Below are 26851 nucleotides of genomic sequence, written 5' to 3'. Positions count from 1 at the left end.
GACGTAGAGCGAATTCTTCAACCCTTAAATCCAAAATCCAATGACCTTTTCTTCGATTATCCGTGCTTTAGGCCGATCGCCACTGACTAACGAAATTCTCACCAAGCTTAACCGACAACAGCATCTCAGGTTGAGCGGTGTTCCGCGTCTTCCCAAGGGTTTAGTTGCTTCGACGATCGCGCAAACTGCGGCAAAAAACCTGTTCGTCGTTACCGCTACTTTGGAAGAGGCGGGACGTTGGACGGCGCAGTTAGAAGCAATGGGTTGGCAAACGGTGCATTTTTACCCGACTTCGGAAGCTTCTCCCTACGAACCATTAGCGCCAGAGTCGGAGATGACTTGGGGACAAATGCAGGTTTTATCGGATTTGGTTAGTCATGGGTTGGTGGGTGAGTCAGCGGGTAAAATGGCGATCGTGGCGACTGAGCGATCGCTTCAACCCCATTTGCCACCATCAAACGTTTTTCAAGAGTATTGTTTGACTCTGAAGTTGGGAGAAAGCACGGATTTGGATGATTTTTCCCGAAAGTTGGCGCTTATGGGTTATGAACGGGTTTCTTTGGTGGAAACTGAAGGTCAATGGAGTCGTCGGGGAGATATTATTGATGTTTTTCCGGTTTCGGCTGAGTTACCTGTTAGGTTGGAGTGGTTTGGCGATGATTTGGAGAAGATTCGGGAGTTTGATCCTTCTACTCAGCGTTCTTTGGATAAAATTGAGCGTTTATTGTTGACTCCGACGGATTTTGCGGCGATTTATCGGGGAGTTGTGGGGGAATTGAACCGCGAAGACGCGAAGGACGCGAAGGAAGAGGAAGAAGACAAAGAAGAGAAAGAAGAGGTTTGGCGGTTGTTGCGATCGGCTTTTGCGGAACCTGCTTGTTTGTTGGATTATTTGCCGGATAATACTTTGATTGCTGTTGATGAACCGGAACAGTGTGAGGCGCACAATGCTGTTTGGTTTAATGCGGTTGAGGAACAGTGGAAGTCAGGGACTAGGGACTGGGGACTGGGGACTGGGGATGGATCTACTATTCCTAAGTTGCATTGTTCTTTTGAGAGTTGTTTGGGGAATGGTTCGCGGTTTCATCGGGTAGATTTGTCGGAAATTGCGGAAGATTCTTCGCTGAATTTGTCTAGTCGTCCGGTTCCGGCGACTCCCCATCAGTTTGCTAAGTTGGCGGAAACTTTACGGCAAGAAAGGGAACGGAATTTTGCAATTTGGATTGTTTCGGCGCAACCTTCGCGATCGGTTGCTTTGTTGCAAGAACATGATTGTCCGGCGCAATTTGTTCCGAATCCTCGCGATTTTCAAGCAATCGAAAAGTTACAGATTCAGCATACGCCTGTGGCGGTGAAATATTCCGGTTTGGCGGAGTTGGAAGGGTTTATTTTGCCGACTTTTCGCTTGGTTGTTGTGACCGATCGCGAATTTTACGGACAGCATTCTTTAGCTACACCAAGTTATATTCGCAAGCGGCGACGTGCAGCTTCTAAACAAGTTGACCCGAACAAGTTACAAGCGGGTGATTATGTAGTGCATAAAAGTCACGGAATTGGCAAGTTTCTTAAGTTAGAAAAACTAACAATTAATAATGAAACTCGCGAATATTTGGTAGTGCAATATGCTGATGGTTTACTCAGAGTAGCGGCGGATCAATTGGGTGGTTTGTCGAGATTTAGAAGTACGACAGATAAACCCCCGGAATTAAACAAAATGACCGGAAAAGCTTGGGAAAATACCAAGTCAAAAGTTCGCAAAGCAATTAAGAAACTGGCAGTTGATTTACTGAAATTATACGCTCAACGCGCTCAACAGGAAGGTTTTACTTATCCCGTTGATAGTCCTTGGCAAGAAGAAATGGAGGATTCTTTCCCTTACCAACCAACCCCGGATCAATTAAAAGCAACCCAAGATGTCAAACGGGATATGGAATCTCCTCGACCAATGGATCGTTTGGTTTGTGGTGATGTTGGTTTTGGGAAAACCGAAGTTGCAATTCGCGCAATTTTTAAAGCGGTGACTGCTGGTAAACAAGTTGCGGTTTTAGCACCAACAACAGTTTTAACTCAGCAACATTATCACACCTTAAAAGAGCGTTTTGCTCCTTATCCCATTAACGTCGGTTTGTTGAATAGATTCCGTACCGAAGAGGAAAAACGCGATATTATTCGCCGCCTCGCAACGGGTGAATTAGATATAGTTGTGGGAACTCAACAACTGTTAGGTAAAACTATCGCTTACCGAGATTTAGGTTTGTTGGTGGTGGATGAAGAACAGAGGTTTGGGGTTAATCAAAAGGAGAAAATTAAGAGTTTAAAAACGCAAGTTGACGTATTAACTTTGACCGCAACTCCAATTCCCAGAACTTTATATATGTCGCTGTCGGGAATTAGAGAAATGAGTTTAATTACAACTCCGCCTCCTTCCCGTCGTCCGATTAAAACACATCTTGCACCTTACGATCCTGAAGCGGTAAGAACAGCAATTCGCCAAGAACTCGATCGCGGTGGACAAATATTTTATGTGGTTCCCAGAATAGAAGGAATTGAAGAAACAGCGACAAAAATAAGGGAAATGGTTCCCGGTGCGCGAATTGCGATCGCTCATGGTCAACTCGATGAAGCTGAGTTAGAATCCACAATGTTAACCTTCAGCAATGGCGAAGCGGATATCTTAGTTTGTACCACAATTATTGAGTCTGGTTTAGATATTCCTCGCGTTAATACTATCCTGATTGAAGATGCACAAAAATTCGGTTTAGCTCAACTTTATCAATTACGAGGAAGAGTTGGTCGTGCAGGAATTCAAGCACACGCTTGGTTATTTTATCCGAAGAAAAGTCAACTTTCTGAGGCGGCGCGTCAACGTTTAAGAGCTATTCAAGAATTTACTCAATTAGGTTCCGGTTATCAATTAGCAATGCGCGATATGGAAATTCGTGGCGTTGGTAATTTGTTGGGTGCGGAACAGTCGGGACAAATGAATGCGATCGGTTTTGACCTCTATACAGAAATGTTACAAGAGGCGATTCAAGAAATTCGCGGTCAAGAAATTCCTCAAGTTGATGATACGCAAATCGATCTGTCTTTGACGGCGTTTATTCCGTCTGATTATATCACTGATATAGACCAAAAGATGAGCGCTTATCGATCGGTCGCTGCGGCTAAATCGAAAGAAGAATTAGAGCAAATTGTGGCGGAATGGAGCGATCGTTATGGCAATGTTCCCCCTGCTGCAAGACAATTGTTAAGAGTTATGGAACTCAAACAAGTGGCGCGGAAATTAGGTTTTTCGCGCATCAAACCTGATGGGAAACAGCACGTTATTTTGGAAACTAAAATGGAGGAACCAGCTTGGAATATCTTAGCGGGGAATTTGCCGGAAAATTTGCGATCGCGTTTTGTCTTTACTCCGGGTAAAATAACTATTCGAGGCTTAGGTGTGGTAAGTGCTGATAAACAATTACAAAGTTTAATCGATTGGTTAAGCAAAATGCAGGGAGCGTTACTAGAACCTGAACTCGCTCTTAATTAGTACGTTGTTGCGCTTTAGCGCTCTTATCAAGAATTGTTATAAGAGCGCTAAAGCGCAACAACGTACCTGACCAATGATAAATGACAAAGGACAAATGACAACTTTAGAAACTCGTCTGCGCTTCCTTCAGGAAGTGGCTATTTTTCAAGAAATTGAACATAATGATTTTTTACCAGAACTCGCTAAGAGTTTAGAAGAAGTTGTGTTTCCTGCTAATCAGACAATTTTTACTAAAGGTGATGAGGGACAATTTCTTTATATTTTGGTTTCTGGTAAGGTCAAGGTACATTTAGACGATTTCACTCTTGCTTATTTAGAACCGGGTAGTTATTTTGGGGAAATGGCGTTATTTGAATCTCGGACGCGATCGGCTTCTGCTACTGCTGTTGAAGAGTCTAAATGTTTAGTTTTAACTGGGCAACAAGTTTATCAAGCAATTAAGCAAAGTCCTGATATTGCTATCCATATTATTCAACTTCTTGCCCAAAGAATTCGCAAATTTAATCGACTTTTCGGCGCTTCCGAAGAACTGTTTTACTTAAAATTGAAAAAGTCAGCTTGAGTCTAACTCAGATCTTGCACTCAAAGGAGGTTCCACCTCCTTTGTCCTCGTTCCCTGGTTCAACCAGGGAACGAAGGATGGAGGCTCTGCCTCTTGGCGCAAGATCTGAGTATAAGTCGAAATGTTTTACATTAGAAATTAGGAATGGGTAATTGCTTATGATGCTCAGTGAAACTAACCTGCAACTTTTACAAGGTATCCCAATGTTTCGGGATATTGAACGCGAAGAAGTTTTATCACGACTCGCTAATAATTTCTCAGAAGTAGAGTTTCCCGCAGGTTACACAATTTTTAAACAAGGTGGAACTGGATCTTTCTTTTACATTTTAATTTCTGGTGTTGTACAAGTTCATTTAGGAGGTTTGCAACTAGCGCAGTTAGAAACAGGAGCATATTTTGGAGAAATGTCTATATTTGCTCCAGAACCTCATTCAGTTTCCGTAACAACTTTGTCACCTTGTAAATGTTTAGTATTAACCCAAGAACAAATTTATGAACTAATTAAACAAAACCCAGAAATTGGGGTGAATATTATTCGGGTACTAGCGGGGAGAGTGCGGGTATTAAATCAACAATTCAGTGCTTGTTTGCGCGGTTTCCTCACTATAGCTTGGGCAGATGGGGAATATAATGAAGAAGAAAAAGAAGTCATTGAAAATTTGCTCCAAGATAACATTTACCCCGATACGAATCTTGGTTCTCTACACCCAATTTCTGCTACAGAATTAGCCGCTGCTTTGCATGGCAATAAATCCTTAATTGAAAACTTTGTCAGAACCGCTGTAATTGTGGCTTTAGCTAATGGTACTTATTCGGAGTCTGAAGATAAAGTATTACGAGAGTTTTGTACTGCTTTATTAGGTCAAAAGTTAGATATTTTAGAAGCGTTAAGGGTTCTACTCAGCCCAGAAACTTTAGAAGTAAAGCCGCAAATATCTGCCAAAGGAAAAGCTGTTTTTCTTACTCCATACGAGGTATTACAACCTGTACGTAAATTCTTGGATGACATGGAAATTGATAGCCCTTATATGGCAAGATTTATGTGTAAAATGATTCCTCCCCAATGTCCTTTTGAACGGGATATAGTTTTATTTGGACATAAGGTGATACATATTCCGCCAATGTGTAAACTTAACCCTTTGTATGAACAGTTAGTAGGTTTGCGTTTTCGGGCGCTCTCTTATTTAGCCGATGAGTGTAAAGAGGATATTTCTCAATATATTTGATCCCCCCTAACCCCCCTTGCAAAGGGGGGAACTAGAGGAAAATTTGATATAACTCAAAAAATTTGATCCCCCCTAACCCCCCTTGCAAAGGGGGGAACCAGAGGAAAATTTGATATAACTCAAAAAAAGGTGGGTTTTATGCCCACCTAAATTTATGAAGAAGTTGGAAAACGGAAACTTAAAATTTAAACTTTTTCGCTTTGATAAGCCGGAGTAGTTGTAAGAGGAACGGCTGGAATTGATTCCTCAAGGTAAGTGTTTTTAGGCTTTGTTGAAAATAGCCCCTTGAGAATAAAAGAACTTAAGGAAGTAATCAAATATAAAGGTAAAACAAAAGGCCAAGAAATAGTAATTATAACTAATATTATCAAGGATAAAAAGTAATTCTCTGGAGTTTTTGTAGAGGAAGCTTTAAAAAATTTTAACCAGTTTTTGCCAAAATATAGACTGATCGCAAGATAAATACTTATTGAAGTGGCTATTATTAAGTTCACTGTAGTTCATCCTGAAAAACTTCCTACTAAGAGAATTGTAGTGTTGGCAAAAGTTAATTCAAGGATTTATCCAGCAGTTTCACACAAACTTCATCAAAGTCGAGGTTTTATAAAGTTTACTTTAAATTAGCGATCGCTTCCTCATAAACCGCCAAAGTCTCTTTATTCACTCGTGAAACATTTAACCACTCTAAATTTGTTCTAGCTTGGTTTTGCCATTTAAGCAGCATTTCAGGCGAATTCAACAAATTAGATATAGCATTTGCTAAAGCGCAACTATCTTTAGGAGGAACTAAAATACCAGCTTTTCCATTATCTAATGCTTCGGGTATACCATCAACATTGGTCGCCACAATTGCACAGCCAGCTTCTCGCGCTTCTGATAAGACTAAACCAAAAGGTTCTTGATGGGAAGCTAACACAAATATGTCGCAAGATAGAAGATATTTTTGCGGTTCTGGCTGAAAACCTTCAAAATGAATTCGGTTAGTAAAAGGTGTATTTTGCGCCTGAGTTTCAAATGTTACCCTATCCGGGCCATTTCCGACTAAATATAAATGTAATTCGGGAAAGTTAGCGGCAATTTTGCTAAAAGCATCAATGAGTTCAGTTATACCTTTGCGCTGATACATTCCGGCGACAGTAGCGATCGCCGGACGTTGTAAACTTAATGGTTGATACTCAGAAATATTGCGAGTGCGCGGACTACCCAAAGTGCCATTATAAACCACAGAAATTTTACTTTTAGGGATACCTCGGCGCATCATTGAATCAGCCACAGCATTACTAATTGCAATTACGCGATCGGCTAAACCCATTAATATTGAACTACGTTGAAATTCATTATGCACCGTTGAAATTAAAGCATAATTAAACCCCGGTTTTAATAATCTTGCTAATACAACTCCAGTCATCATGTGAGTATGCACAATATCCGGCTGAAATTCGCGTACAATTTCTCGATAATATCGAGCAGCCTTAGTTAAATTTACCGGATTTCTTGCCAGATTTAAAACAAAATGCTTCACTCCATATTTTGCCAACAAAACCTCAAATTCGCCCCCCGCAGAAGCAACAGCAACCTGATGACCTGCTTTAGCTTGGAGACAGGAGAGATCGATCGCCACATTGACAATACCATTACCAATTTCTTGAACGTGATTTAAAAGATGTAAAATTTTCACGGTTGGGGACTGGGGAATGGGGACTGAGGAAAAGAAAAAATTTGCTGGCACATTCAAAAAGGTACGTTGTTGCGCTGTAGCGCTAAAGAAAGGCGCTGAAGCGCAACAACGTACCTAGATAATTTTTCTGAGACTCAACACCTAAAACTTTTAGATATTGATCCACCACATTATCCACAGTAAAATCTAACGCTCTTTCCTGCAACAACTGGGAATTTGTCGGTTTTTTCAACGTCTCTAAAATAGCATTTGCCAAAGCATCAACATCTCCCACCGAAACTAACTTACCATACTTTCCATTTTCCAAAATCTCTGCTGGACCACTCGGACAATTAGTAGAAACAACCGGAGTACCAACCGCCATTGCTTCCGCTACCACATTACCAAAACCCTCCCAAGCAGAAGAAAGTACAAACAACTTCGCCTTTGCCATATAAGCGTAAGGATTATCTTTAAATCCCGGCATATCTACATCATTTTCTAACCCTAATTCTCGCACCAAAGCTTCTAATTGAGTACGCTTTTCCCCCTCACCCAAAATCATTAACTTAGCCGAAATTTGCTGTTTAACAATAGCAAAAGCTTTAATCAAAGTAGGAAAATCTTTTTGTGGTACTAACCGACCTACTCCTAGAATTACTGGCGGTTGTCCTGATGCAAACCAAGGGTGATTTATCGGTTCTTTCGCCTTATCAAATAATTCCGGCATCACCACAGGATTGTAAATTACATCGATGTTTTTTACAGGTATTCCTGAAATTTGCGAGACATCTTCAGCAACTCCTTGAGAAGCGGCGATCGTGCCATCAGCTAAGGGATACCATTGTTTAACTAACAATGGTCTAATTTTACTCATAATTCCAGAGTCATTTTTGAATTGTTGAGAAAGATTTGTTTGCACGCACATAATTACTTTTGTCGGTGTGCCAGCCAGACGTTTCGCCCAAGTAGCGGCGCTGAGGATATCTAAAGCAGAAAGTAAAAATGTAGGTTGTTCTTGTTGTAAGTAACGCCGCAAATTTAGGGTTTTCCAAAAGATTACAGGACTGCGGGAATTTAAGTTAATTAATCGCACTTCTGGAGGGACTTTTTCTAAATATTCGCCCTCTGCTTTGGCGAGAATTAAATCGGTTTTAATGCCTCGTTTAGCCATACCTGCGGCTAAGTGTAACATGGCTCTTTCTGCACCGCCACCATCGAGGTTGGGAAGGAAAAAACTGATAGAAGAATTTGGGTTAGTCATAGGTTTAGGATGGGTAGTTTTTACTGGGGAATGAGAGCAAGTATTAACGCTTTATCTGGTACGTTCAAATTGATAGTTGAAGTCGAGGAGATTCGTTGAGATGACATATTGCCATTGTCGTCTAAGGAATAGCTAATTACTTTTTTAATCCGCGTTTTCAAAGTAATAGTAACGGGGATATCTGGGGGTGTAATTTCGCGGATAGGACGACTGCTAATATCGCCGTTAGAAATTTCATGCCAAAGTGCTAAATAAAAGGTGCCATTTTGTTTTTGGAGTAAGAGGTGATGGATGTACTGAGTGCGATCGTACCCTGGAGGCGGATTAACAGAAATGCTGTAATCTAAAGAACCAGGAGTAAAATTAGCACCAGGCTCTTTGAGCAAGTTAATTACATTTTTCAAAGCTGTGTAAGCAGGTTTCGGACTTAGATCGTTACGCAACAAACCAAAATTTGCTTCTGGATTATCGGGGTTATTGAATTCATCAAGAAATTCATACGACAAGGTACGAATAATACCTTTACGAAAATATTCTAAAAATAAGCGTGGCATATATTTGCCGTGCATTCGCTCAGAAATACCTATTTTAGAAGTGTTGTAACCTGTTTCGGTTGCTGCCATTGGTTTATTACCAAATGGCGGTGCCAAAACATCAAAAGCATAAGGCCATTCATCAATATTAACTGCCGGAAAATTCCCCTGCCAAAAGTACTTTTCGATCGTGTTATAACTAAAAGGTTCGCTATAACTATTACCGCCACCTGGGTAGGGATGAAAACTTCCCCAATCAACATAATTAGTTAAGGTATCCTTTCCTAAAGGTGACTTGGTTTCGTAACCATAACTTTTTCCTAATGCTGGCCCAATTATGATGAGATTTCGCGTGTCAGAATCATCTTTAAAAGTAGTATAAAGGTCTTTTTGAAAAGCAATTACACCTTCGGGAAAACCTTGATTCTGATAAGAAATATTACTAGGAACCCAAAAAATATCTGGTTCATTGGGCCCCTCTACAGCATCAATAGCAGCAATGGGTTGATTAGCAGCTTTGATAGCATCTTTAAGTTGAGTAGGAGTACCTTCATTTGGTTGAACTCCCACTTGACTTTTAATTCCAACTGCCGCTAAATCTTGAATACGAGGAGTGAGAGTATCGCGCACATGACGGATACCTAATTCCACCAATTTTTGCTTGACTTCTTCATATCTGGAACCGTAGGGAGTATCGGGATAACCCCAGTGAGTAACTACGCCCATACTATCAACAAAAGCCTCGGCACTTTTAGCGATTTCAACATTAGTATTCGTTACAGCTTGGAGATTATCTGATTTAATTTCTTTCCCTACTGTAAGTACTAAAATACACAGTAAGGCGACTGTAAGTAGGGTGATTAATCTCTGTTTATTCATCTGCGTTTATCTCCGCTCATCTGCGGTTAAAAATTTCTTTCTTAATATCTCTATTTCCTCCTCACAAGACATCACCCGGATCAATAATTCGCTAATCTGTTGATTAATTGTTGTCAATTCAAAGCGTTGAGTAGCAAAAATTTGTGCTTGTTGGGCAATAGTTTCGCATAACTCTGGATGCTGACGACAGTGATTAATAATTTCTGCCAATTCGAGAGAATTTCCAGGTGTTACCAACCAACCTGTTTTGCGATTTTCAACTAATTCGATCGCACCTCCAGCTTTAGCAGCAACTACAGGTTTTCTACATAACATTGCTTCGACAATTACTCGCCCGAAAGGTTCAGGTGAAATTGAGGTATGAGTAATTAAATCGCAAGCTTTCATTAAAGGTACAATATCTGCTTGAAACCCTAAAAAATTTACCCTTTTTTCTAGACCTAATTTTGCTACTAGATTGTGTAATTGCAGGACATAATCTTCTTCACCAAATAGGGCATCACCAACTAAAATTGCTGTGACATTTTCCGGGCAATGGGTGAGTGCTTCAATTAAAATATGCTGCCCTTTCCAAGGGGATAAACGGCTAAAATGTCCAATGACAAATTGTTGTTCAATTCCTATATTTTGTCTAATGTGGTAAATTTTTGATTCATCAATCTCATAGTTTTTAGCTGTAAAACCATTATAAACAACTTGCGTAATTTCCGGTTTTCCTCCCGCTTCCATAAATGCTGTTTTGGTTGCTTGGGAATTAGCGATTACTAATGATGCGAAACGATTAGCTAATGTGACAGCGATTTGACGATTAGTTTTACTAAAATGTTCTAAAGAGAGAATGTCATGTAAGTGATAAACCAGAGGGCGATGGGTGAAGAAATTGGCGATCGCACCCACAACTAAAGCTTTTTGCGTGTTAGCATAAATTAAATCATAATCCCGGCTAATTTTAATTACCTTACTAATTAAAGGTGTAATTTGACCAAAACTACTTAAACCTTGAATTAAACTGCTTTCTTTAGTAACCTTTATTGCCCGATCGGTTAAAACTTGCACAGGAATTTGTTGTTGTTCTAGCAACTGTTTAAAAGCACCATCGGCAAACAACCCTACTAGACAGTTATCTCGATAGGGTTTAGCAATATCCAACAAGCACAATTCTGCGCCTCCAGGTTTCCCGCTTTGGTCAAGAAATAGAATTTTCATGAGCAATTTACGATAGGTTAACTATAAATCTTCCAGGGTGAGTTATGAGCAAAAAGCATATTTGTTAAATGCTGACGACTCAAATCTTCCGAACAGTATTTCTCGGCAAAGTGTTTGCCATTTTCACCGATTTTCTGACATTTTTCTGGGTCATTCCAAAGATTAATAATTGCTTCTGCTAAAGCATCTGGCGCAAATGCTTTGCAGGTAATCCCATTATAATCTTCTATTACATAGTCACTAACTCCACGAGAATTAGTAATAATAAATCCTTTGCTAAGGTGCATGGCAGCAACTAAAGTGAAATGACCACAGGGTATTTCTGCGCCTTTGAGTGGTAACACCATAAACCGAGAATATTTCAAGATATTCATAGCATGAGGTTCAGAAATATTTACTAAAACTTTGACATTTGGAGGAATTTCTAAATGTTTTAGATTACTAGGTCTAACCACAATAACCATCTTTAAATCCGGCAATTTCTTCATAGCTTCCATTAGAGTTTTATAGTCTCGCGCATTACCCCCAATAGCACAGATATAATCACCCTCCTCTAGTGGTTCTTGCGGTTCAATTTTCGGTGGTTTCATAGTCCAAAGTTTCGTTTCAATAAGTTCTTTGGAAATCCCGAAATATTCGCTGTAAAGTTGCTTTTCTAACTGGGAATGAACAATGAATTGATTGACTTTTTTAAAAGCCATTTTCATGAGTTTATGCTTTAACCCATGAGGCAATTCATGAAAGTTAAAAGAATAGGCAATATGTTTAGTTTTTCCGCCTAAAAAGAAGGCAAAAAAAGCACACCAAAATGATAGCCTGGGATTATGGGCAACAAGTAAATCAGCTTGATGTTGCTTGGCAGAACGAACTGCTTCTAAACAAGTACGAACTCCCGATAATCGAGTGTATTTTTCTAAAATTCCTCGCGGTTTATCATAATGAAAATGCCAATGGAGTTGATATTCGCTTAGTTCAGGTGCGAACCATTGCCAGTTTTCGCCCCAAGCTGGTGTACAGCAAACAATACTAGAAGGATTTTTCATGGTTAATAATCTGGTTTAAAAAAGAGTAAGTTGATTTTATTTATGGGGATTTACTTGAGATTCCTAAAATATGAATTCCTGTAATCTGTTTTTTTCGGCTCAGTAACATGACGATAATTTCCTTTAATTTCAAGATAAATACTTAATTTTTTTGAGCAGCATTCTTTTGTTGACTGTTGTATTTATGGGCTGCTAAAGCTATACCTAAAAATGCCCATAAAATAACACCAAATAATCCAGCCGTTGCACCATTGAAACCTATTTGGGCGAATACACCAATGCCAATAGCACGAGCAGCACTCATGAAAGGATCTAAACGAACTTCAGGGTATTGTAATAAGCTAAAAATTAGTAAAATAATGCCGCCCAAGTAAGGGATAGCGCCCAACCAACCAAATGAGTAAAAGGTATCTAAAATACCGCTATCAATATTAGGGCCTAAAGCTGCATTTCCTCCTAAGCCATTACCAATAATTTGTGTTAAAGCCAGACCTAAATAAGTTTGATAGCGTTCAGATCTTTCGTTGTAACTTACATCATCTTCAGCATTAGTAAGGGATTCTATCCTTGGTGCTATTACTGAAGAGAAAGGCTCGATATTAGCTAAGGGAACTACGAGAATTACTATTACTAAAAGTGTAAGAATTAAACGCATCTGCAACTTAGCTTTGAGTGATGAAGTTAAGATAAAAACTGCTACTAACCAACCTAACCAAACTGCTCTTGCTGATGATAAAAGTAAGGATAGATATCCCATTCCGGCAGATGCAAAACGTAAAGTTCCTTTGCCATTAAATAATAGTAATAAACCTGCCATCATTACTACGGCAAAGGGTTGAGGAGAATTCATGGTACTAAATACCCGAATTCCTAAAGGTTCAGGTGTGCCAAAGGCAACTGCTCCGGTATTGATAAGCCAAAATCTATCCCATTCAGGTGCTACTAAATATTGCCATATTCCGTAGCTTCCGGTTACTAATACTCCCCATAAAAAACTGCGTTGTATGTTTTGACTTAATTGCGGGTAATTTCGCCAATTTATAAATAAATGAAACCCGAAAGCGATCGGAGTTAGCCAGTTAAGACAGGCAAGCATAGTAGATATGAGGGGAGCTTGAATTAAGCCGATTAAAAAAGCGTAACTAACTCCTAAAAAAGATAGGATAAAAGGCAGCCCTCCTTGGGAATAGCTTTGGGGAAGATAGCGTAACAAAGAAGCTAATGTAATTAGTGTAACTAAGGGTGGTGCTAACAAAATTGGGCTAGGATCTACCCAGCCACTTTTGAGATCTACTAAGCGACGAATCCAAGGCGTGAGGAACCATAACCACCAAGTAAAACCTATGTAAAGAATGGGATATCGTCGATATAAAAATACTCCAACTATAAAAGATGCTGCGGGAAATATTAAACGGAAAATACCGCCTGCGTTCGCTAGTATGCAGACTGCTGTGAAGAGTGAAAAGCCTAATATTACTGTCCAAGCTTGGGCAGGTTGTAAACTAATAAAAAAGCTTTTTTTTGGGAGGGAATTAGTCATTAGCGATCGCACTTTCCTAAACAAGCTTGTTCATATAATGCCAGGTTTTTTTGAGCAATTTTTGCCCAACTATAAGTTTGTGCAGTCGCATAAGCATTGCGCCGCAATTGTTCTAACAAAGAACGATCTGTAATCAATTGTTCTAATGCTTCTTCAATAGCTTGGCTGTTTCTTGGGGGAATGACGATCGCATCATGTCCATCTCTAACAATTTCTAATGGCCCAGGTGTGGCTGTAGTTATTGGTGCTAAACCACAAGCCATTGCTTCAATTAATGCTACACCAAACCCTTCAGAAATTGTGGAAAAAAGTTTAATTTGATGACCTTTTAAAAGTTCTGGCAGAGTTTCGTTGGTGTAATAGGGAATGACTTTGACGCGATCGCGCACCCCTGGAGCAAAATCTGCATAAACTTGCGCTGGATCGGGACATTCAAAACATTTTGTTCCAAAAAAACTTACTTCAACTTGCGGATAACGAGCCAAAATTTTATTTAATGCCGGAACACTGTAATGAATGCCTTTTCGAGGAATGTAAGTGCCAATTTGAGCGATGCGAATTACAGAATTATCTGTTGTTGGTATCGACTCAAACGGCAAATTTAAAAATCTGTCTGCAACTCCATTAGGAACAACAGCTACTCGTTCAGGTTTCACTTTCAAATTTTGGGTTACATACTTAGCATCGCAACTATTAAGCAGTAAAACTAAGTCCGAATAACGCATGGATTTTTCCACTTCCCAAAGTCGTACACTACCCCGATAAAGAGGATATTTCCAACTTAATTTTATATTTCCTTGTTGTGTTTCTTGTAAATATTCTTGATGTTCAATATGTTCTAAACCGTGACAACGTGCAACTAAAAGCGGTCGATTTTTTCTATTATTTTGTAATAATCCCCATAGCCAACCGTCACCTGTGGAAGCATCTACTATATCGATTCCTTGCTGGTTACATTTGCCGATTTTGTAAGTTACAAACTCAGGAAAAGTAATAAATTTTGCTAGGCGATGTAACTTTTTGGGCAGGTCATCTAGGGAATAGTAATAAACTTGATGTCCTAGTTTTTCATATTCTTGACCAAGCCGCCAAGTGACTCCAGCAGCACCAGCATTGGTATCAAAATTGTAGTGACAAGTGAGCAGAATTTTCATGGGTTTGTTTGCTAATAGATATCTCTCGAAAAACTGATTCTAGGGTTTGAAAATTAGTGTGAGCGTTAAACTTTCTTTCGACAATTTGACGACCTTTTGCACCCATTTCTTTACCTAACTTGCGATTTTCTATCAGTTGTTGAATTCTGTTAGCTAAGTCAGTGCGATCGCCTGGTTGAATTAAAAAACCTGTTTCTTCATGACTCACAATTTCAGGAATTGCATTAACTCGACTGGCAATAATTGGTAAACCTGCTGCCATTGCTTCGATAAAAACCCAGCCAAAAGGTTCAGAATAAGTTGGCAAGACAAACAGATCTGCTTGATGATAAAGTTCTAACCATTTAGGCGTGTAGGCTTTAATATCTTGGTAAATGTAAACGTGAGGAAGATCGCATTTTATCGGTGTTTGCGTGACTAAATGTAACTCTGCGCGATCGGCAAATCTTTCCAGAAATACTTCTAAAAGGTCTTGTCCTCCCTTACGTTCAAAGTGACCACCAATAAATAAAATTTTGTAAGGTTTTTGCTCAATTTGTTTGGGTTTACTTGATAAAGGAATTTTATTGAGATCTACTCCAGGGTAAATAACTGTTACCTTGTTTTCGTCAATTTTATAGTCTTCAATGACAGATTTACGAGTTGCTTCCGAAAAAGTTATTAGCTTCGCCGCCGCCTGAAAAACTCTTTTTTCTAACAAAAAGTTAGGAGTGTAAGTCCAGCGGAAATTCGGGTCAGTTTTTTCGGTAGCTGCTTGAATAGCGGTAAAGTCAATGGTAATCGCCGTAGGTAACTTTTTCAGCAAATCTAATGCTAAGAATGCCAAAGGTTGAGTATGGAAATGCAGTGCTGAGTACTTTCTTTGGTTAAGTTTTCGATCGGTTAACCGCCGACTCATGTAAGCAAATCCCAGTTGCACGCGCAAGCGAGTAAAGTCGAGATTTTGTTTTTGAATCCAACGATTAGGAAAGTTGTAACTTAGCAATCTGTTAATTATTCTGGTAGTTAACTCTTTTTCATCGTTGTACCAGAAAAAATCTACTTTGCGATCGCCATTTCTGCCAAAATACTCCCGCATCAATTCTCCATAAGTGCGATGTCCTAGATAGCTTTCGATAATGGAAAGAACTTGACAATAATTATCCATAAAACTCTCATTCTTCCAGAACATTCAAAAGTACTTTTTCTACCCCATCAATCATGCTCTTTAAACTAAATTTGTTTAAAGTATATTCACGAATTCTTGTACCCAATTGGGGATTTATATCTCGCCAATCAATCATTTTATTCAAAGTATTTGCTAAATCCTGTTTATTTCCTGGTTCAAATAATCCAGCTTGAAATTCACCAGTTAAAATTTCTGGAATTCCTCCGATTCGGCTACCGACAACAGGCGTTCCACAAACCATTGATTCAATTACTACTCTGCCAAAAGGTTCTGACCATAAACTAGGTACAACTGTTAGATCGCTAACCTGATAAACTGAGGTAGGGTTACTTAAATGACCGAGGAATTCTACAGAATTTTCTATGCCTAGATCGATCGCAATTTGTTTTAAAGATTGCTTATACTCTTCCCCAGCTAAAGGGCATTCTTTTCCATCTGCTGAAAAGTGAAGTAGAGGTTTCCCAGCAATAAATAGTTTGGCTTTCTTGCCAGTTTTCAGAAATAAAGCAAACGCTTCTATTAAAAGTTCTAAACCCTTATCCTTATCTAATCTCCCCACATAAGAAATGACTCTAGTATCTTCGGGAATGTTCCATGAATTTCTTAATTGAGCAAGATTTTCGGCGGGTTTGAATTTCTCGAAATTAGTCCCGTTATATACCACATCAATTTTTTCCTCTGTTACGCTTAACTTCTGCAACCATTCATTTTTTGTTTGCTGAGAAACAGCGATAAACTGGTTGACTCCCTTAATGCCAATTCGCCTTTGAAGATTTAATTCTTCGCGGTTAACAGGTGGTGGAATTTGCAGATAACAAACGAAGGGTATTTGCTTAAATAAAGCTAACAAATAACCGTAAAAAGCATCAGGATATTGATTAATAAAGACTACACTATTCTCCTTTGCTGTGACTTTCCAAATATCTGTTAAACTTGGTAAAAATTTAATAATATCACTAATTTTTCGGCGATTGAAGCCATAACTATTTACCTTAATTACCTGTTCGCAAAATTCTTGATACCTCTCAACTAAATCTCCATGTTTAACATAAACCAAGCTGATTTTATGTCCCTTTTCTGACAGAGTGCGGCAAATTTCAAATAGGTTTAATTCTTGTCCACCACGAGCCGAAGATGGTTGCTGCTCTACAACAATAACGTGCATTAGTTTGCAATTATTGGTTATTTCGCTTAACAGTTGCGGTAATTTTAGTTTAGTTTCCGTCATTTTAATTAACCTCCTTGATTGACTTGATTACAGTAAATTTGAAATTAAATCTTTTGCTTGTTTCCCCACTACTTCCCAATTAAATCGATTTTGATATTCGTTAAATGATGAGCGAACTAAATTTTGGTATTCACTATAGTTATTCATCAAATTATTTATGTAATCGCAGTATTCAGCAATACTTGCTGTTATGGCAAAAGTTTTACCATTTAAACCATCGCGAATCAGGCTAGGAATCCCACCAACATTGGTTGTTAAACAAGGTAAACCGAAGGAATTTGCTTCACTTAAAACCAGAGGAGAACAATCTGCTTTTGAAGGCATAATGAAAAAATGAGATTCACAAAATAATTTATTTATTTGCTTTTTGCCTTCATCTGTCGATTTATTAATAAATCCTAAAACTTTTACAAAACCAGGCAAAGGTTCATCGGTTATAGGTTCACATCCCAGCACGAATAATTCTGTTTTTAGTCCTCTTTGATTTAATTCTTTAGCCACTTCCAGAGCAATATCTCCACCTTTTCTGAACCAATCTACGCCAATAAATAATAATTTGCAGGGAGTTCTCTGTTTTGATTCGACTATGTTATTAATAGTTTCGGTGTTGCGATCGCATTCTATATTGGCTCCCCAAGGAATTACTTTCACTTTTGCCGGAGCAATTCCATAAATTTTCATAGCAGATTCAGCCGCCCAATCAGATAAAAATATCACTAATTTACTTCGCTCAAAAGCAGCTTTTTCCATTTCATAAATATGCCTTTTAGTTTCACCGCATAGATTACTAAAAGCTGGGTACCAATCAACTAAAGCTGTTTGCGGTGCATCTGTCCAAAGTACGATCGGTTGTTGACATTCAAGATAGGCAACTGGTTGAGCATTTTCAGGACATACTATTATTTCAGCCTGAGAATTAGACAATTTTTGCGAAACTTGTAAGGCATAATCTTTAGTGATAGATGGCACAGCCCAACAATGATAAAACTTGTTGAAAACCTTTCTATATAATTTTCTTTTGGCTCTATTTACTAAGTTATGGTTTTGTTTTAAAGGGCTAATATAATCAATAGCTATTGATTGATTTTCCAGGTATTTGGCTAAGAAAGCTCCGGCTCCTCGAATGCCGAATAAATCTTTTTGCCATCCAGAACTATCGAAAACTTCATAACTAGTCACATAACCCAAACGCATAATTTTAATTCCTCGTTTTCGCCAATTAAAATTTATCCAACTTGACCTAATTCATGCTGCATTTGGTGATATTTCCAAAGTTTGCCACGTTGTTCTAGTAAATCGTTATATCTTCCCTGTTCGACAATTTTTCCTGCTTCTAAAACCACCACTTTGTCGGCTCTAACAATTGTCGAAAGTCGGTGAGCGATCGCAATTACTGTTCTTCCTTGAGACAGTTTTTCTAAAGACTCTTGAATTAACCTTTCGGAAACAGAATCTAAAGCACTTGTAGCTTCATCTAAAATCAGAATTTCTGGGTCACGGAGCAGGGCACGAGCGATCGCAATTCGTTGACGTTGACCACCAGACAACCTCACACCTCTGTCTCCTAATTGAGTATCAAAACCTTCCGGTAATTCCTGAATAAATTCCCAAGCATTAGCTAATTTAGCTACTGCCAAAATTGCTTTTTCATCAGCATTTTCTGTACCATAAGCAATATTATTTCGCACCGAAGTATTGAAAATAAAAGTATCCTGACTCACCACCGCCAACTGGCGGCGCAAGGAATTGATTTCAAACTCTCGTAAATCAATCCCATCAATTAAAATTTGCCCTGCTGTCGGATCGTAAAATCGCGGAATCAAATCTGCCAAAGTAGATTTTCCTGCACCCGAAGCTCCTACTAATGCCGTTGTTGTTCCCTTTTTGATTGTCAAGGTAACATTGTGCAGTACCAAATTATTTGCGTCATAACCGAAATCTACTGACACAAACTCAATGCCTCGTTCCAAACCGGAAAACTGTAATTTACCATCGATTAAATATGGTTTATTATCAGTTCTCAGCAGTTCTTTAATACTGCTTAAAGGCCCCTGAAAACTGCTAATTTGCGCCCGCGATCCATTCATCTGCCGGATAATTGGCATTAAGCGGAATAAAACAAATAAAAATGTTAATAATCCAGCAGGTTGAAGCTGTCCTTGAGGAATTAAAGTAGCGAAAGCCAGCAACAAAATTCCTACCAAAATTGCCGTTGCTCCCCCTTCCGCTAAAGGTTCAACAGATGCACTGGCAGCTAAACCTTTAATTGCTGCTTTTTTCAACTGGGAACTAGCACCATAAAATCTTTCCCGTTCAAAATCTTGAGTAGCAAAAGCCTGAACAGTGCGAATACCATTAATAAATTCCAGCGCTACTGAAGCATACCAACCACTAGCTTTTGTCCACTCAAAACTAGCTTCCCTTACTCTACCTAACAGCATAGTTATTGCTGCTGATAATAGAGCAAACAACATGACTGAAATCACTGTTAACTGCCAAGAGAGTAAAAGCATTGATATGAAATAAGCAATTAAGGTAGAACTCCTGGTAATTAAAAAAGAAGTAATGCCAAAAGCATAACAAATCTGGTGTACTTCCGAAGTTAAGCTATTAACTAACTCCCCGGATCGAGTTTTGGCAAAGTACCTTAAGCTTAGGGATTGTAACTGTTCAAAAAGCCTTTTTCGTAAGCGATCGGCTAAATTGTGATTAGCTATTTCGCTGTATACTTGACCTAAGTAAGTAAAGCCAGTTCTTAACAAAGTTACTAATAAAATTAGGGCAGAGACTCGATAGAGTCGTTCCATATTTGGAGCATTTATTCCCAAAAACCAAACATCAAACCAGTGAATTCCTGTTTGAATTGGCTGAGCTTGAGGATCGGTTAAACTTTGCAAGAAAGCTAAGAGAAATCCTACTCCGAATCCCTCAAAAGCGGCTGCTGTGAAAGTAAAAAACAGAGCTAACAGTGCAACTTTGCGAAGGTATTTAAACTCTCGCAAAATTACATAATTTTCTTGCCAAAATTTTGTAGCTTTGAGTAAATTACGAATAGGCTTTAGCTGTTTAATAATCATGCAATTTTCCCAGGTCAGTTGTGAACTAATAAGCGCCAAAACCGGAAAGGACTTTGAGCATGGTTAGTGGTAATATTTTTAAGTCTCGCCACAAAGACCAACTACGCAAGTATTCTAAATCGCCATGATTTACAGCATCTAAATCTAACAAATGCGATCGCGCTTTTACCTGCCAATCTCCGGTCATTCCTGGTAGTGCATTTAATCTTTTTTGTCCTTTTTTATTAATCCTGACAGCATCGTATAAAGCCCAAGGACGAGGCCCGACTAAACTCATTTCGCCCCGCAGTACGTTAAATAATTGTGGCAATTCATCCAGGCTATATTTACGCATCCAACGTCCTAAAGGTGTAACGCGAAAATCATCTTTGCATTTGTGCAAACCTTTCTGATTCGCCATGACTTGATGATGAAACTTTTCTGCATCCACTATCATTGTCCTGAATTTTAAGATGCGAAATAATTTGCCTCTTTCTCCCACACGCCATTGAGTGTAGAAAATTGGCCCTGAAGAGTAAGTGCGGATTAGTAGCGCCAGTGCAACCATCAGTGGAGCCAGTGCTGTGAGCAGTAAAGCCGCAACACTCCAGTCAAATAAACGTTTTAAGCCCCAACTAATCGGATTTCGCATTCTCGGTAGTCCGTGAGCCGAAGGCAGCCGTAAAAATACTGGTTTATTGGCTTGCTCGCAGGCATCTGCCCAAAGTCTTAGTTGACTCTCGCTGATCTCAGGATCGAGTAAAACAAGGCGTACAGGCGAGTTTTTCAAGCATCTTACCAGTAGTTCTCCGTTCTCCAAGGCTGGAATATAAGGTTGATTCGTGACTTGGCGGGAACTTACCAGCAACTTACCCAGTCTCCACTTAAGTACATACTTAGGTGTGGAGTAATCGAGGTTTTGTCGATCGCCTGGTATAAATTCTTTTAAGGCAGAAACTTTAAAAGTTGTCATTTCCATTTCCTTTTTACGAAATCACTTTTAGGAAATTTGTAGTTGATATTGCCATTAATCCATTAATAAAGATTCCAGTACTCAAGATAGTTGCACTAGTTCGATTTGTTTAGTAAGTAATGACCTTCGCTTTCATAGTCTAGTTATGAAGATTTATTAAAACGTCTATCTAAAGGATGAAGAATCTGTAAGCTTACTGACTTTAAAATCCTCAATAAGTAAAGTTGACTGAAGCGCTTTTTGGGTAGGCGATTACTGGATATACCTAATAGTTGATTTCAGGATATTTAGTATATCTTTTTACAGGATAACAAAAGAAAAAAAGGAGAGGTCGTTAATTCAGTTAGTATTCTTTTTTACTCATTAAATTGCGGCAACAACCGCAACAAAGAGTAGAGTAAAGTTATTCACTTTGACTCGGGAATTCAATTTTTTATCTACTTTTAGATAGATATACAACTGACAAGTTGTTGCTAACTTTGTTGTAAATTGATCGAGATTCAAACAACATTTATTTTTATGAAAATCGCTTTAGTACATGATTATTTAACTCAAAGAGGCGGAGCAGAAAGAGTTTTTGAACTGCTTTGTAAGCGCTATCCTGACGCAGATATTTTTACATCTTTGTACGACCCAGAGAGAACAATAGATTTAGGCGATCGCACAGTTCAGACCAGCTTCTTACAAAAAATCCCCAAAGCATCAAAGTATTTTCGGCTGTTGGCTCCCCTTTATTTCCCTGCATTTCGAGCTTTAGACTTACAAGACTACGACTTAATTATTAGTAGTTGTAGTAGCTTTGCCAAAGCAGTAAGAAAATCTCATAGAGCGAAACATATATGCTTCTGTCACAACGTCACTAGATTTCTTTGGGATACTCAAACTTATCTCCGAGAGTATGCAGATTACAAATTATTTGCTCCGGTAATTGAACCGATATTTGACATCTTGCGACAGGTAGATTTAAACTACGCCCAAGAACCTGATATTTATATTGCTAATTCACACACTGTAGCCAAGCGGATTCAAAAACATTATGGTAAACCAGCGATCGTAATTAACTATCCTATTGATACCCATCAATTCACATTTTCCGAATCCAAAGAAAATTTCTATCTTGCTTCAGCACGCCTACTAAGTTACAAACGGATTGATGTTATCGTCGAAGCTTTTAACTGGTTAGGATGGCCCATCTACATATTAGGTGATGGCCCAGAACGAGAAAATTTAGAATCCCAAGCTTTAGAAAACGTCAAATTTTTAGGTCATGTTAGTGATGCAGAACGCAGTCAATTAATGGCAAAAGCTTGCTCCGTAATTGTTGCTGCTCTAGAAGATTACGGTTTAGTTCCTGTAGAAGCAAATGCCAGCGGAACACCTGTAATTGCTTACGGTGCAGGTGGCGTATTAGACACTCAAGTTCCCGGAAAAACCGGAGTATTTTTTCATAAACAAACACCAGACGCACTGCAAGCAGCATTACTCGAAGCTCAGAAAATTTCCTGGGATTATCATACAATTCGTAATCACGCAGTAAGTCAGTTTTCAGAAACAGCCTTTTTTAGTAAAGTAGATCAAGCGATCGCGCAATTTGTTTAATTATTTTGAGGTTAGATATGGTGAGCGTTAATGCAAATAATTTTAATACAACTACTGAAAATGAGCCAGGTTACGGACAACTATTAGCAATTTTAATGCGTCGCCGTTACTGGTTATTAAGCATTTTTTCCGTAGTTTTAGTCATTACTACTATCATCACTTTAATTACTAAACCTACTTATAAAAGCTCCATGCAGCTATTAGTGGAACCTAACTATCAAGGCAAACGAGAAGATTCTAAAAATGCCGAAAATGACTTTGCTGATTCCAATGTAGAAATAGATTATGCCACCCAACTTAACTTAATGCGAAGTTCGCAATTAATCCAAAAAGCAGTAAATTTACTCCTGCCTCAGTACCCAAAGATTAAAGTTAAAGATATTAAAGATTCATTGGTAGTTAAGCAGTTAGAAGAAGATAAAGTTAACACCAAAATATTTGAAGTTACTTACATCGATAATGACCCAATCAAAACTCAAACTGTACTCGAAACTATTAAGCGTGTTTACCAAGATTATAACCGCGAGCAACAACAACTTCGTTTAAATAGAGGTCTATCTTTTATTGATGCTCAACTACCATCACTGCGAGAAAACACAGCCCAAACCGAAGCTGCTTTAGACAAATTTCGCAAAAGTGAAAACCTGATTGAACCCGAATTACAAGCAAAAGCATTAATTGAATCCTTAAAAGATGTTCAATACGAACTTCGTACAGCCCTTGCTCAATACCAAGAAGCACAAGCGCGGTTTCAAACATTACAACAACAAGTTAAGCGATCGCCACAAGATGCCGTAGTTTCCTCCCGCCTCAGTGAATCTACACGCTATCAAACACTACTCAACGAAATTCAAAAAATCGACCTAGAATTAGCCAAAGAACGGCAACGTTTCACTGATGATAATCCTGCCATTCAAAACTTACTAGAGCAACGTCAAAGACAACTAGCTTTACTCCAAAGAGAACAGCAAACAGTTCAAGGAAACAACATAGTTACCCCAACTACTCGCAATACAAATTTACTTCAACAAGGACAACTAGGCGAACTTGACGTTGACCTTTCTAGTAAACTTTTACAAGAACAAACCAATGTACTTGGATGGCAAGCAAGAGTACAAACATTAACCCAAAAAGCGCAGCAACTCCAAACCCAATTACAGCGATTTCCGGGAATGTTATCAGAATACAATCGTCTACAACCACAAGTAAAACTGAATCGAGAAACCCTGGAACAACTACTAAAAGCACGACAAGACTTAAGCTTAGAAATTGCTAGAGGTGGCTTTGATTGGCAACTTGTAGAAGAACCACAATTAGGCTTAAAAATTGGCCCTAGCATGAAGCGAAACTTGCTTTTAGGGGCAGTAGTGGGATTAATGCTAGGCGGTATAGTTGCCTTTATCCGGGAAATGATTGATGATGCTGTTCATACATCTGATGAATTGAAGAAACAAGTTGATTTACCATTACTAGGAATCATCCCGCAGTTAACACCTCAGATTAGAACTGAACCAATTATTCACTTACCTTTCCGTCAACAACCAATCTTAGCCTCGTCAACTATGGAATTAATTAGTTGGCAACCTTTTCGAGAATCTTTGGATTTAATTTATCAGAATATTCAATTAGTAAATTCCGCTGGTTCTTTAAAATCTCTGGTGATTACATCCGCCTTAGCTGGAGAAGGTAAATCTGCGATCGCATTAGGTTTAGCAATCAGCGCTGCACGTTTGCATCAAAGAGTATTATTAATTGATGCTGACTTACGCCGTCCTAGTTTACATAAAGAACTGAATCTTCCCAACGATCGAGGACTTTCCACATTATTAACAAGTGATGTTTCGCTAAGAGATGAAACTAGTGTTCAAATATCCCGACAACATAATAATATTTCCATTTTGACTGCGGGGCCAACTCCACTCGATCCAGCACAACTTTTAAGTTCGCAAAGAATGCGAGAATTAATGGCAAATTTTGAGCAATCTTACGACTTAGTATTGTTAGATGCGCCTCCAGTCTTAGGAATAGTAGACGCAATTTTAGCAGCATCTTTTTGCAGTGGTGTGGTATTAATTGGACGCATTGGTAGAGTGACTCGAACTGAATTAACTCAAGCTACCAATATGCTGCATAAATTAAATGTAATTGGTGTTGTCGCCAATGGCGCTGATGGATTTAGTAACGGTTACTCTGCTTACCCCCAGCAAAATCAGGAATTATTACAGGCAAGAATGAGATAATCAATCATCGTCATCAAATTCATCAAGAAATTCTATGCTCTCAACAAATTCATAAAGTTGGTCTTTTAACTCCTCAGCTTCATCCTCAATTTCCCCTGGTTCTTCATCATGAAGGAAATTGCGCTGACAACTGACTACATACATATAATCATCCATATCAAAAACAACTATTCCTCGATAAGCATTTAACCTTATGGGAGGATGATTGTTGTGAGAAACAGTCATAGTTGAACCTTGTGGCAGATCCACAACCGCAAAGTAAGCGCCAAAATTCAGGTCTGCTAGATATTCCTGATAAATTATTTTTGCATTAGGGATACTAGTCTGAATTGACTGAGAAAAATACTCATCTAAAATAGCTTTGAGATAGCTTTCTTTACCCAAATTTTCAATTTTTTCCGCCTCTGCGTCTACGTCATCCGCTTGCCAGTAATCAATTCTTAAAAGAGTGCCGAAATCATCGGAAAATGTTACCACCCCAGGTTGAGAATCTATTTTACCACCTCTTTCTATCTCGACCGGAACTGGGACGCTAAAATTACCTGTTGGCGAATCATAATATTCAAATTCCGATACTTCTAAATCATCAATCTCAGCTACATTTTCTAATACAGCATCAATAATTTCTTGAGCTTCTTCGTCTGGAATTTCCAAGGCAATTTGTAGTTCGGTTAAAAACTCTACTCCTTCGCCACTTACCTCTCCCTCTTCTACTAGCATAATTACTGCCGCTTCAAACGCATCTAGCGTTAAATCATCTGGGAGATATTGATAAGCTGTATTAAATAATGTTCCTAAATCTTCCTGTTCAGTAAGATCGAGTATTCGATCGACAAGTTCAGTTATTTCATCTTTTGAGTAATCAGCACAAAAGTCTGATTCCCAAAGAATATTTTCTAACTTTGTTAATTCTGCATCATCGTAATTGGGTTTTACTGCTTCAATAGCAACTATAGCGATCGCTGCAACAGTTTCTTCTGGACTCAGCATTTCTGTCAATCTATCTGAGTTGAAAATATTATCATATTTGCCCATAAGTTTCACTCTCAATCTGTACAGCTGTGATATTTATAGCAAATTTTCACTTTTATTCAAGAGTACAGCATTACATCAAGGCTAATATTTTACCTATTTCTTAATTAAAAATTAGTTAGTTTCTATCAGTAAAATCTCATCTATTTTCTTTTTTCGCTGATTTAGTAACAAAAACTACCAAAAAACTTTTGCTTATAGTTCACGAAAACTTTAACCAATGATTGATTCTTTTTATCTATTCCTTCATTCAAAAACTACTTTTTGCCGCTATATTAGTAATCAAGATGAGTTAGCAAGATAATCAAAAGAAAAACTTATGAATAGCATATTGATTAGCGATCGCACCACCGTAGCACAACCACAAACAACCAAGATTAGCCAAATTGACCTACTTCAACCCTTGCGCCAATGGTTTGATCAACTAGAGATTGCCAACCCCAAGTTAGCCAAATTCATCTACAAAGCGATTCCGGCGCAATGCCCCTTCGAGCGTGATATTGTATTGTTCGATCGTAAAATCGCCCACATTCCCCCAATGTGCAAACTCAATCCCCTTTACGATCAACTAGTAGGCTTGCGTTTTCGCGCCCTTTGTTATTTAGTCGATCAATGTGGAATGGACATCAGCTAAATCTATGCAAAGCACCACCGAAATTAAAGTGATTCATCAACCGAGTCAAGAACAACTCAACCAATTAGGCGTATCCAATTGGCCTATTTGGGCAAAAGAAGTATCAGAGTTTCCTTGGACTTACGACGAATCCGAAACTTGTTATTTATTAGAAGGCGATGTAATTGTTACACCTGTCAACGGTGAACCAGTGCAAGTAAAGAAAGGCGATTTAGTCACCTTTCCAGCCGGACCTCCGTCGAGTAAATCGAAAATCGAAAATCCCTTGACTCTCCCCTAAGCTGGATAGTCTACCCTAAGCTTAGAGGTTGAGAAAAGAGGA

General features: G+C 38.7%; 21 protein-coding genes. 7 read left to right on the top strand and 14 right to left on the bottom strand.

Annotated elements, in window-relative coordinates; all coding sequences use genetic code 11:
- Positions 1–40 precede the first annotated feature (40 nt).
- From mfd to ACE1CI_RS24025, 3 genes are all read left to right on the top strand, one after another.
- A complete protein-coding gene (gene mfd, locus ACE1CI_RS24035; RefSeq protein ID WP_413267296.1) occupies positions 41–3535 on the top strand; it encodes a transcription-repair coupling factor in 3495 nt (1164 codons plus the stop codon).
- A 94-nt stretch (positions 3536–3629) separates the two neighbouring features.
- Entirely contained in the window at positions 3630–4097 is a 468-nt protein-coding gene (locus ACE1CI_RS24030) for a cyclic nucleotide-binding domain-containing protein (protein WP_496615756.1), read from the top strand.
- Between the two features lie 158 nt (positions 4098–4255).
- A complete protein-coding gene (locus ACE1CI_RS24025) occupies positions 4256–5323 on the top strand; it encodes a Mo-dependent nitrogenase C-terminal domain-containing protein (RefSeq protein WP_413267294.1) in 1068 nt (355 codons plus the stop codon).
- A gap of 185 nt (positions 5324–5508) precedes the next feature.
- On the opposite strand, the gene ACE1CI_RS24020 is transcribed toward ACE1CI_RS24025, so the two are convergent.
- From ACE1CI_RS24020 to hepC, 13 genes are all read right to left on the bottom strand, one after another.
- Positions 5509–5817 carry a hypothetical protein gene (locus ACE1CI_RS24020; protein ID WP_413267293.1) on the bottom strand — a complete coding sequence of 103 codons (309 nt, stop codon included), beginning with the start codon at positions 5815–5817 and terminating at the stop codon, positions 5509–5511.
- Between the two features lie 116 nt (positions 5818–5933).
- Complete coding sequence (locus ACE1CI_RS24015) at positions 5934–7001, bottom strand: glycosyltransferase family 4 protein (protein ID WP_459564145.1); 1068 nt, start codon at positions 6999–7001, stop codon at positions 5934–5936.
- 82 nt (positions 7002–7083) lie between these two features.
- A complete protein-coding gene (locus tag ACE1CI_RS24010) occupies positions 7084–8244 on the bottom strand; it encodes a glycosyltransferase (protein WP_413267291.1) in 1161 nt (386 codons plus the stop codon).
- A 20-nt stretch (positions 8245–8264) separates the two neighbouring features.
- Positions 8265–9656 (bottom strand): hypothetical protein, encoded by a 1392-nt coding sequence (locus ACE1CI_RS24005; RefSeq protein ID WP_413267290.1) that lies wholly within the window; start codon positions 9654–9656, stop codon positions 8265–8267.
- Between the two features lie 6 nt (positions 9657–9662).
- Complete coding sequence (locus tag ACE1CI_RS24000) at positions 9663–10862, bottom strand: glycosyltransferase (protein WP_413267289.1); 1200 nt, start codon at positions 10860–10862, stop codon at positions 9663–9665.
- Between the two features lie 17 nt (positions 10863–10879).
- Positions 10880–11905 carry a glycosyltransferase family 4 protein gene (locus tag ACE1CI_RS23995; RefSeq protein WP_413267288.1) on the bottom strand — a complete coding sequence of 342 codons (1026 nt, stop codon included), beginning with the start codon at positions 11903–11905 and terminating at the stop codon, positions 10880–10882.
- Positions 11906–12047: 142 nt separating this feature from the next.
- Positions 12048–13445: an O-antigen ligase domain-containing protein gene (locus tag ACE1CI_RS23990; protein ID WP_413267287.1), complete on the bottom strand. Its 1398-nt coding sequence runs from the start codon at positions 13443–13445 to the stop codon at positions 12048–12050.
- Positions 13445–14599 (bottom strand): glycosyltransferase family 4 protein, encoded by a 1155-nt coding sequence (locus ACE1CI_RS23985; RefSeq protein WP_413267286.1) that lies wholly within the window; start codon positions 14597–14599, stop codon positions 13445–13447. Before ACE1CI_RS23985 ends, ACE1CI_RS23990 begins: the two co-directional genes overlap by 1 nt.
- The gene (locus ACE1CI_RS23980; protein WP_413267285.1) at positions 14565–15746 is read right to left on the bottom strand and encodes a glycosyltransferase family 4 protein; all 1182 of its coding nucleotides are present in this window, start codon (positions 15744–15746) and stop codon (positions 14565–14567) included. The genes ACE1CI_RS23985 and ACE1CI_RS23980 overlap by 35 nt, the downstream gene beginning before the upstream one ends.
- A gap of 7 nt (positions 15747–15753) precedes the next feature.
- Positions 15754–16932 (bottom strand): glycosyltransferase, encoded by a 1179-nt coding sequence (locus ACE1CI_RS23975; RefSeq protein WP_496615894.1) that lies wholly within the window; start codon positions 16930–16932, stop codon positions 15754–15756.
- 90 nt (positions 16933–17022) lie between these two features.
- A complete protein-coding gene (locus ACE1CI_RS23970) occupies positions 17023–18189 on the bottom strand; it encodes a glycosyltransferase family 4 protein (RefSeq protein ID WP_413267283.1) in 1167 nt (388 codons plus the stop codon).
- Positions 18190–18221: 32 nt separating this feature from the next.
- The gene (hepA, locus tag ACE1CI_RS23965) at positions 18222–20072 is read right to left on the bottom strand and encodes a heterocyst formation ABC transporter subunit HepA (RefSeq protein WP_413267282.1); all 1851 of its coding nucleotides are present in this window, start codon (positions 20070–20072) and stop codon (positions 18222–18224) included.
- A gap of 25 nt (positions 20073–20097) precedes the next feature.
- Complete coding sequence (gene hepC / locus ACE1CI_RS23960) at positions 20098–21024, bottom strand: heterocyst development glycosyltransferase HepC (RefSeq protein ID WP_413267281.1); 927 nt, start codon at positions 21022–21024, stop codon at positions 20098–20100.
- A gap of 519 nt (positions 21025–21543) precedes the next feature.
- On the opposite strand from hepC, the gene ACE1CI_RS23955 reads away from it, so the two are divergent.
- On the top strand, positions 21544–22623 hold the full coding sequence (locus tag ACE1CI_RS23955) for a glycosyltransferase (RefSeq protein ID WP_413267280.1): 1080 nt from the start codon (positions 21544–21546) through the stop codon (positions 22621–22623).
- A 17-nt stretch (positions 22624–22640) separates the two neighbouring features.
- The gene (locus tag ACE1CI_RS23950; RefSeq protein WP_413267279.1) at positions 22641–24863 is read left to right on the top strand and encodes a GumC family protein; all 2223 of its coding nucleotides are present in this window, start codon (positions 22641–22643) and stop codon (positions 24861–24863) included.
- Here ACE1CI_RS23950 and ACE1CI_RS23945 read toward each other — a convergent pair whose 3' ends face one another.
- Complete coding sequence (locus tag ACE1CI_RS23945) at positions 24864–25898, bottom strand: tellurite resistance TerB family protein (RefSeq protein ID WP_413267278.1); 1035 nt, start codon at positions 25896–25898, stop codon at positions 24864–24866.
- 316 nt (positions 25899–26214) lie between these two features.
- Between ACE1CI_RS23945 and ACE1CI_RS23940 the strand changes: the two genes are divergently transcribed.
- Together ACE1CI_RS23940 and ACE1CI_RS23935 are read left to right on the top strand one after the other, a co-directional pair.
- Positions 26215–26529, top strand: coding sequence for a Mo-dependent nitrogenase C-terminal domain-containing protein (locus ACE1CI_RS23940; protein WP_496615754.1), 315 nt, complete (start codon positions 26215–26217; stop codon positions 26527–26529).
- 4 nt (positions 26530–26533) lie between these two features.
- Positions 26534–26809, top strand: coding sequence for a cupin domain-containing protein (locus ACE1CI_RS23935; RefSeq protein WP_413267276.1), 276 nt, complete (start codon positions 26534–26536; stop codon positions 26807–26809).
- The last annotated feature ends 42 nt before the right edge of the window (positions 26810–26851 follow it).

The sequence above is a fragment of the Floridaenema flaviceps BLCC-F50 genome, assembly GCF_041929275.2.
GTDB classification, from domain to species: domain Bacteria; phylum Cyanobacteriota; class Cyanobacteriia; order Cyanobacteriales; family Aerosakkonemataceae; genus Floridanema; species Floridanema flaviceps.
Note: the sequence above shows the minus strand (reverse complement) of the source record. Positions and strands in the feature narration are given on the sequence as shown.

Bases quoted from the DNA above. Each gene is read 5' to 3' on its own strand.
- ACE1CI_RS24005 (WP_413267290.1), bottom strand. From the start codon at position 9,656: ATGAATAAACAGAGATTAATCACCCTACTTACAGTCGCCTTACTGTGT.
- hepA (WP_413267282.1), bottom strand. From the start codon at position 20,072: ATGATTATTAAACAGCTAAAGCCTATTCGTAATTTACTCAAAGCTACA.
- ACE1CI_RS24030 (WP_496615756.1), top strand. From the start codon at position 3,630: ATGACAACTTTAGAAACTCGTCTGCGCTTCCTTCAGGAAGTGGCTATT.
- ACE1CI_RS23980 (WP_413267285.1), bottom strand. From the start codon at position 15,746: ATGGATAATTATTGTCAAGTTCTTTCCATTATCGAAAGCTATCTAGGA.
- ACE1CI_RS24000 (WP_413267289.1), bottom strand. From the start codon at position 10,862: ATGAAAATTCTATTTCTTGACCAAAGCGGGAAACCTGGAGGCGCAGAA.
- ACE1CI_RS23955 (WP_413267280.1), top strand. From the start codon at position 21,544: ATGAAAATCGCTTTAGTACATGATTATTTAACTCAAAGAGGCGGAGCA.
- ACE1CI_RS24010 (WP_413267291.1), bottom strand. From the start codon at position 8,244: ATGACTAACCCAAATTCTTCTATCAGTTTTTTCCTTCCCAACCTCGAT.
- ACE1CI_RS23970 (WP_413267283.1), bottom strand. From the start codon at position 18,189: ATGCGTTTGGGTTATGTGACTAGTTATGAAGTTTTCGATAGTTCTGGA.
- mfd (WP_413267296.1), top strand. From the start codon at position 41: ATGACCTTTTCTTCGATTATCCGTGCTTTAGGCCGATCGCCACTGACT.
- ACE1CI_RS23950 (WP_413267279.1), top strand. From the start codon at position 22,641: ATGGTGAGCGTTAATGCAAATAATTTTAATACAACTACTGAAAATGAG.
- ACE1CI_RS23940 (WP_496615754.1), top strand. From the start codon at position 26,215: ATGAATAGCATATTGATTAGCGATCGCACCACCGTAGCACAACCACAA.
- ACE1CI_RS23945 (WP_413267278.1), bottom strand. From the start codon at position 25,898: ATGGGCAAATATGATAATATTTTCAACTCAGATAGATTGACAGAAATG.
- ACE1CI_RS23995 (WP_413267288.1), bottom strand. From the start codon at position 11,905: ATGAAAAATCCTTCTAGTATTGTTTGCTGTACACCAGCTTGGGGCGAA.
- hepC (WP_413267281.1), bottom strand. From the start codon at position 21,024: ATGACAACTTTTAAAGTTTCTGCCTTAAAAGAATTTATACCAGGCGAT.
- ACE1CI_RS24025 (WP_413267294.1), top strand. From the start codon at position 4,256: ATGATGCTCAGTGAAACTAACCTGCAACTTTTACAAGGTATCCCAATG.
- ACE1CI_RS23975 (WP_496615894.1), bottom strand. From the start codon at position 16,932: ATGCACGTTATTGTTGTAGAGCAGCAACCATCTTCGGCTCGTGGTGGA.
- ACE1CI_RS23935 (WP_413267276.1), top strand. From the start codon at position 26,534: ATGCAAAGCACCACCGAAATTAAAGTGATTCATCAACCGAGTCAAGAA.
- ACE1CI_RS23985 (WP_413267286.1), bottom strand. From the start codon at position 14,599: ATGAAAATTCTGCTCACTTGTCACTACAATTTTGATACCAATGCTGGT.
- ACE1CI_RS23990 (WP_413267287.1), bottom strand. From the start codon at position 13,445: ATGACTAATTCCCTCCCAAAAAAAAGCTTTTTTATTAGTTTACAACCT.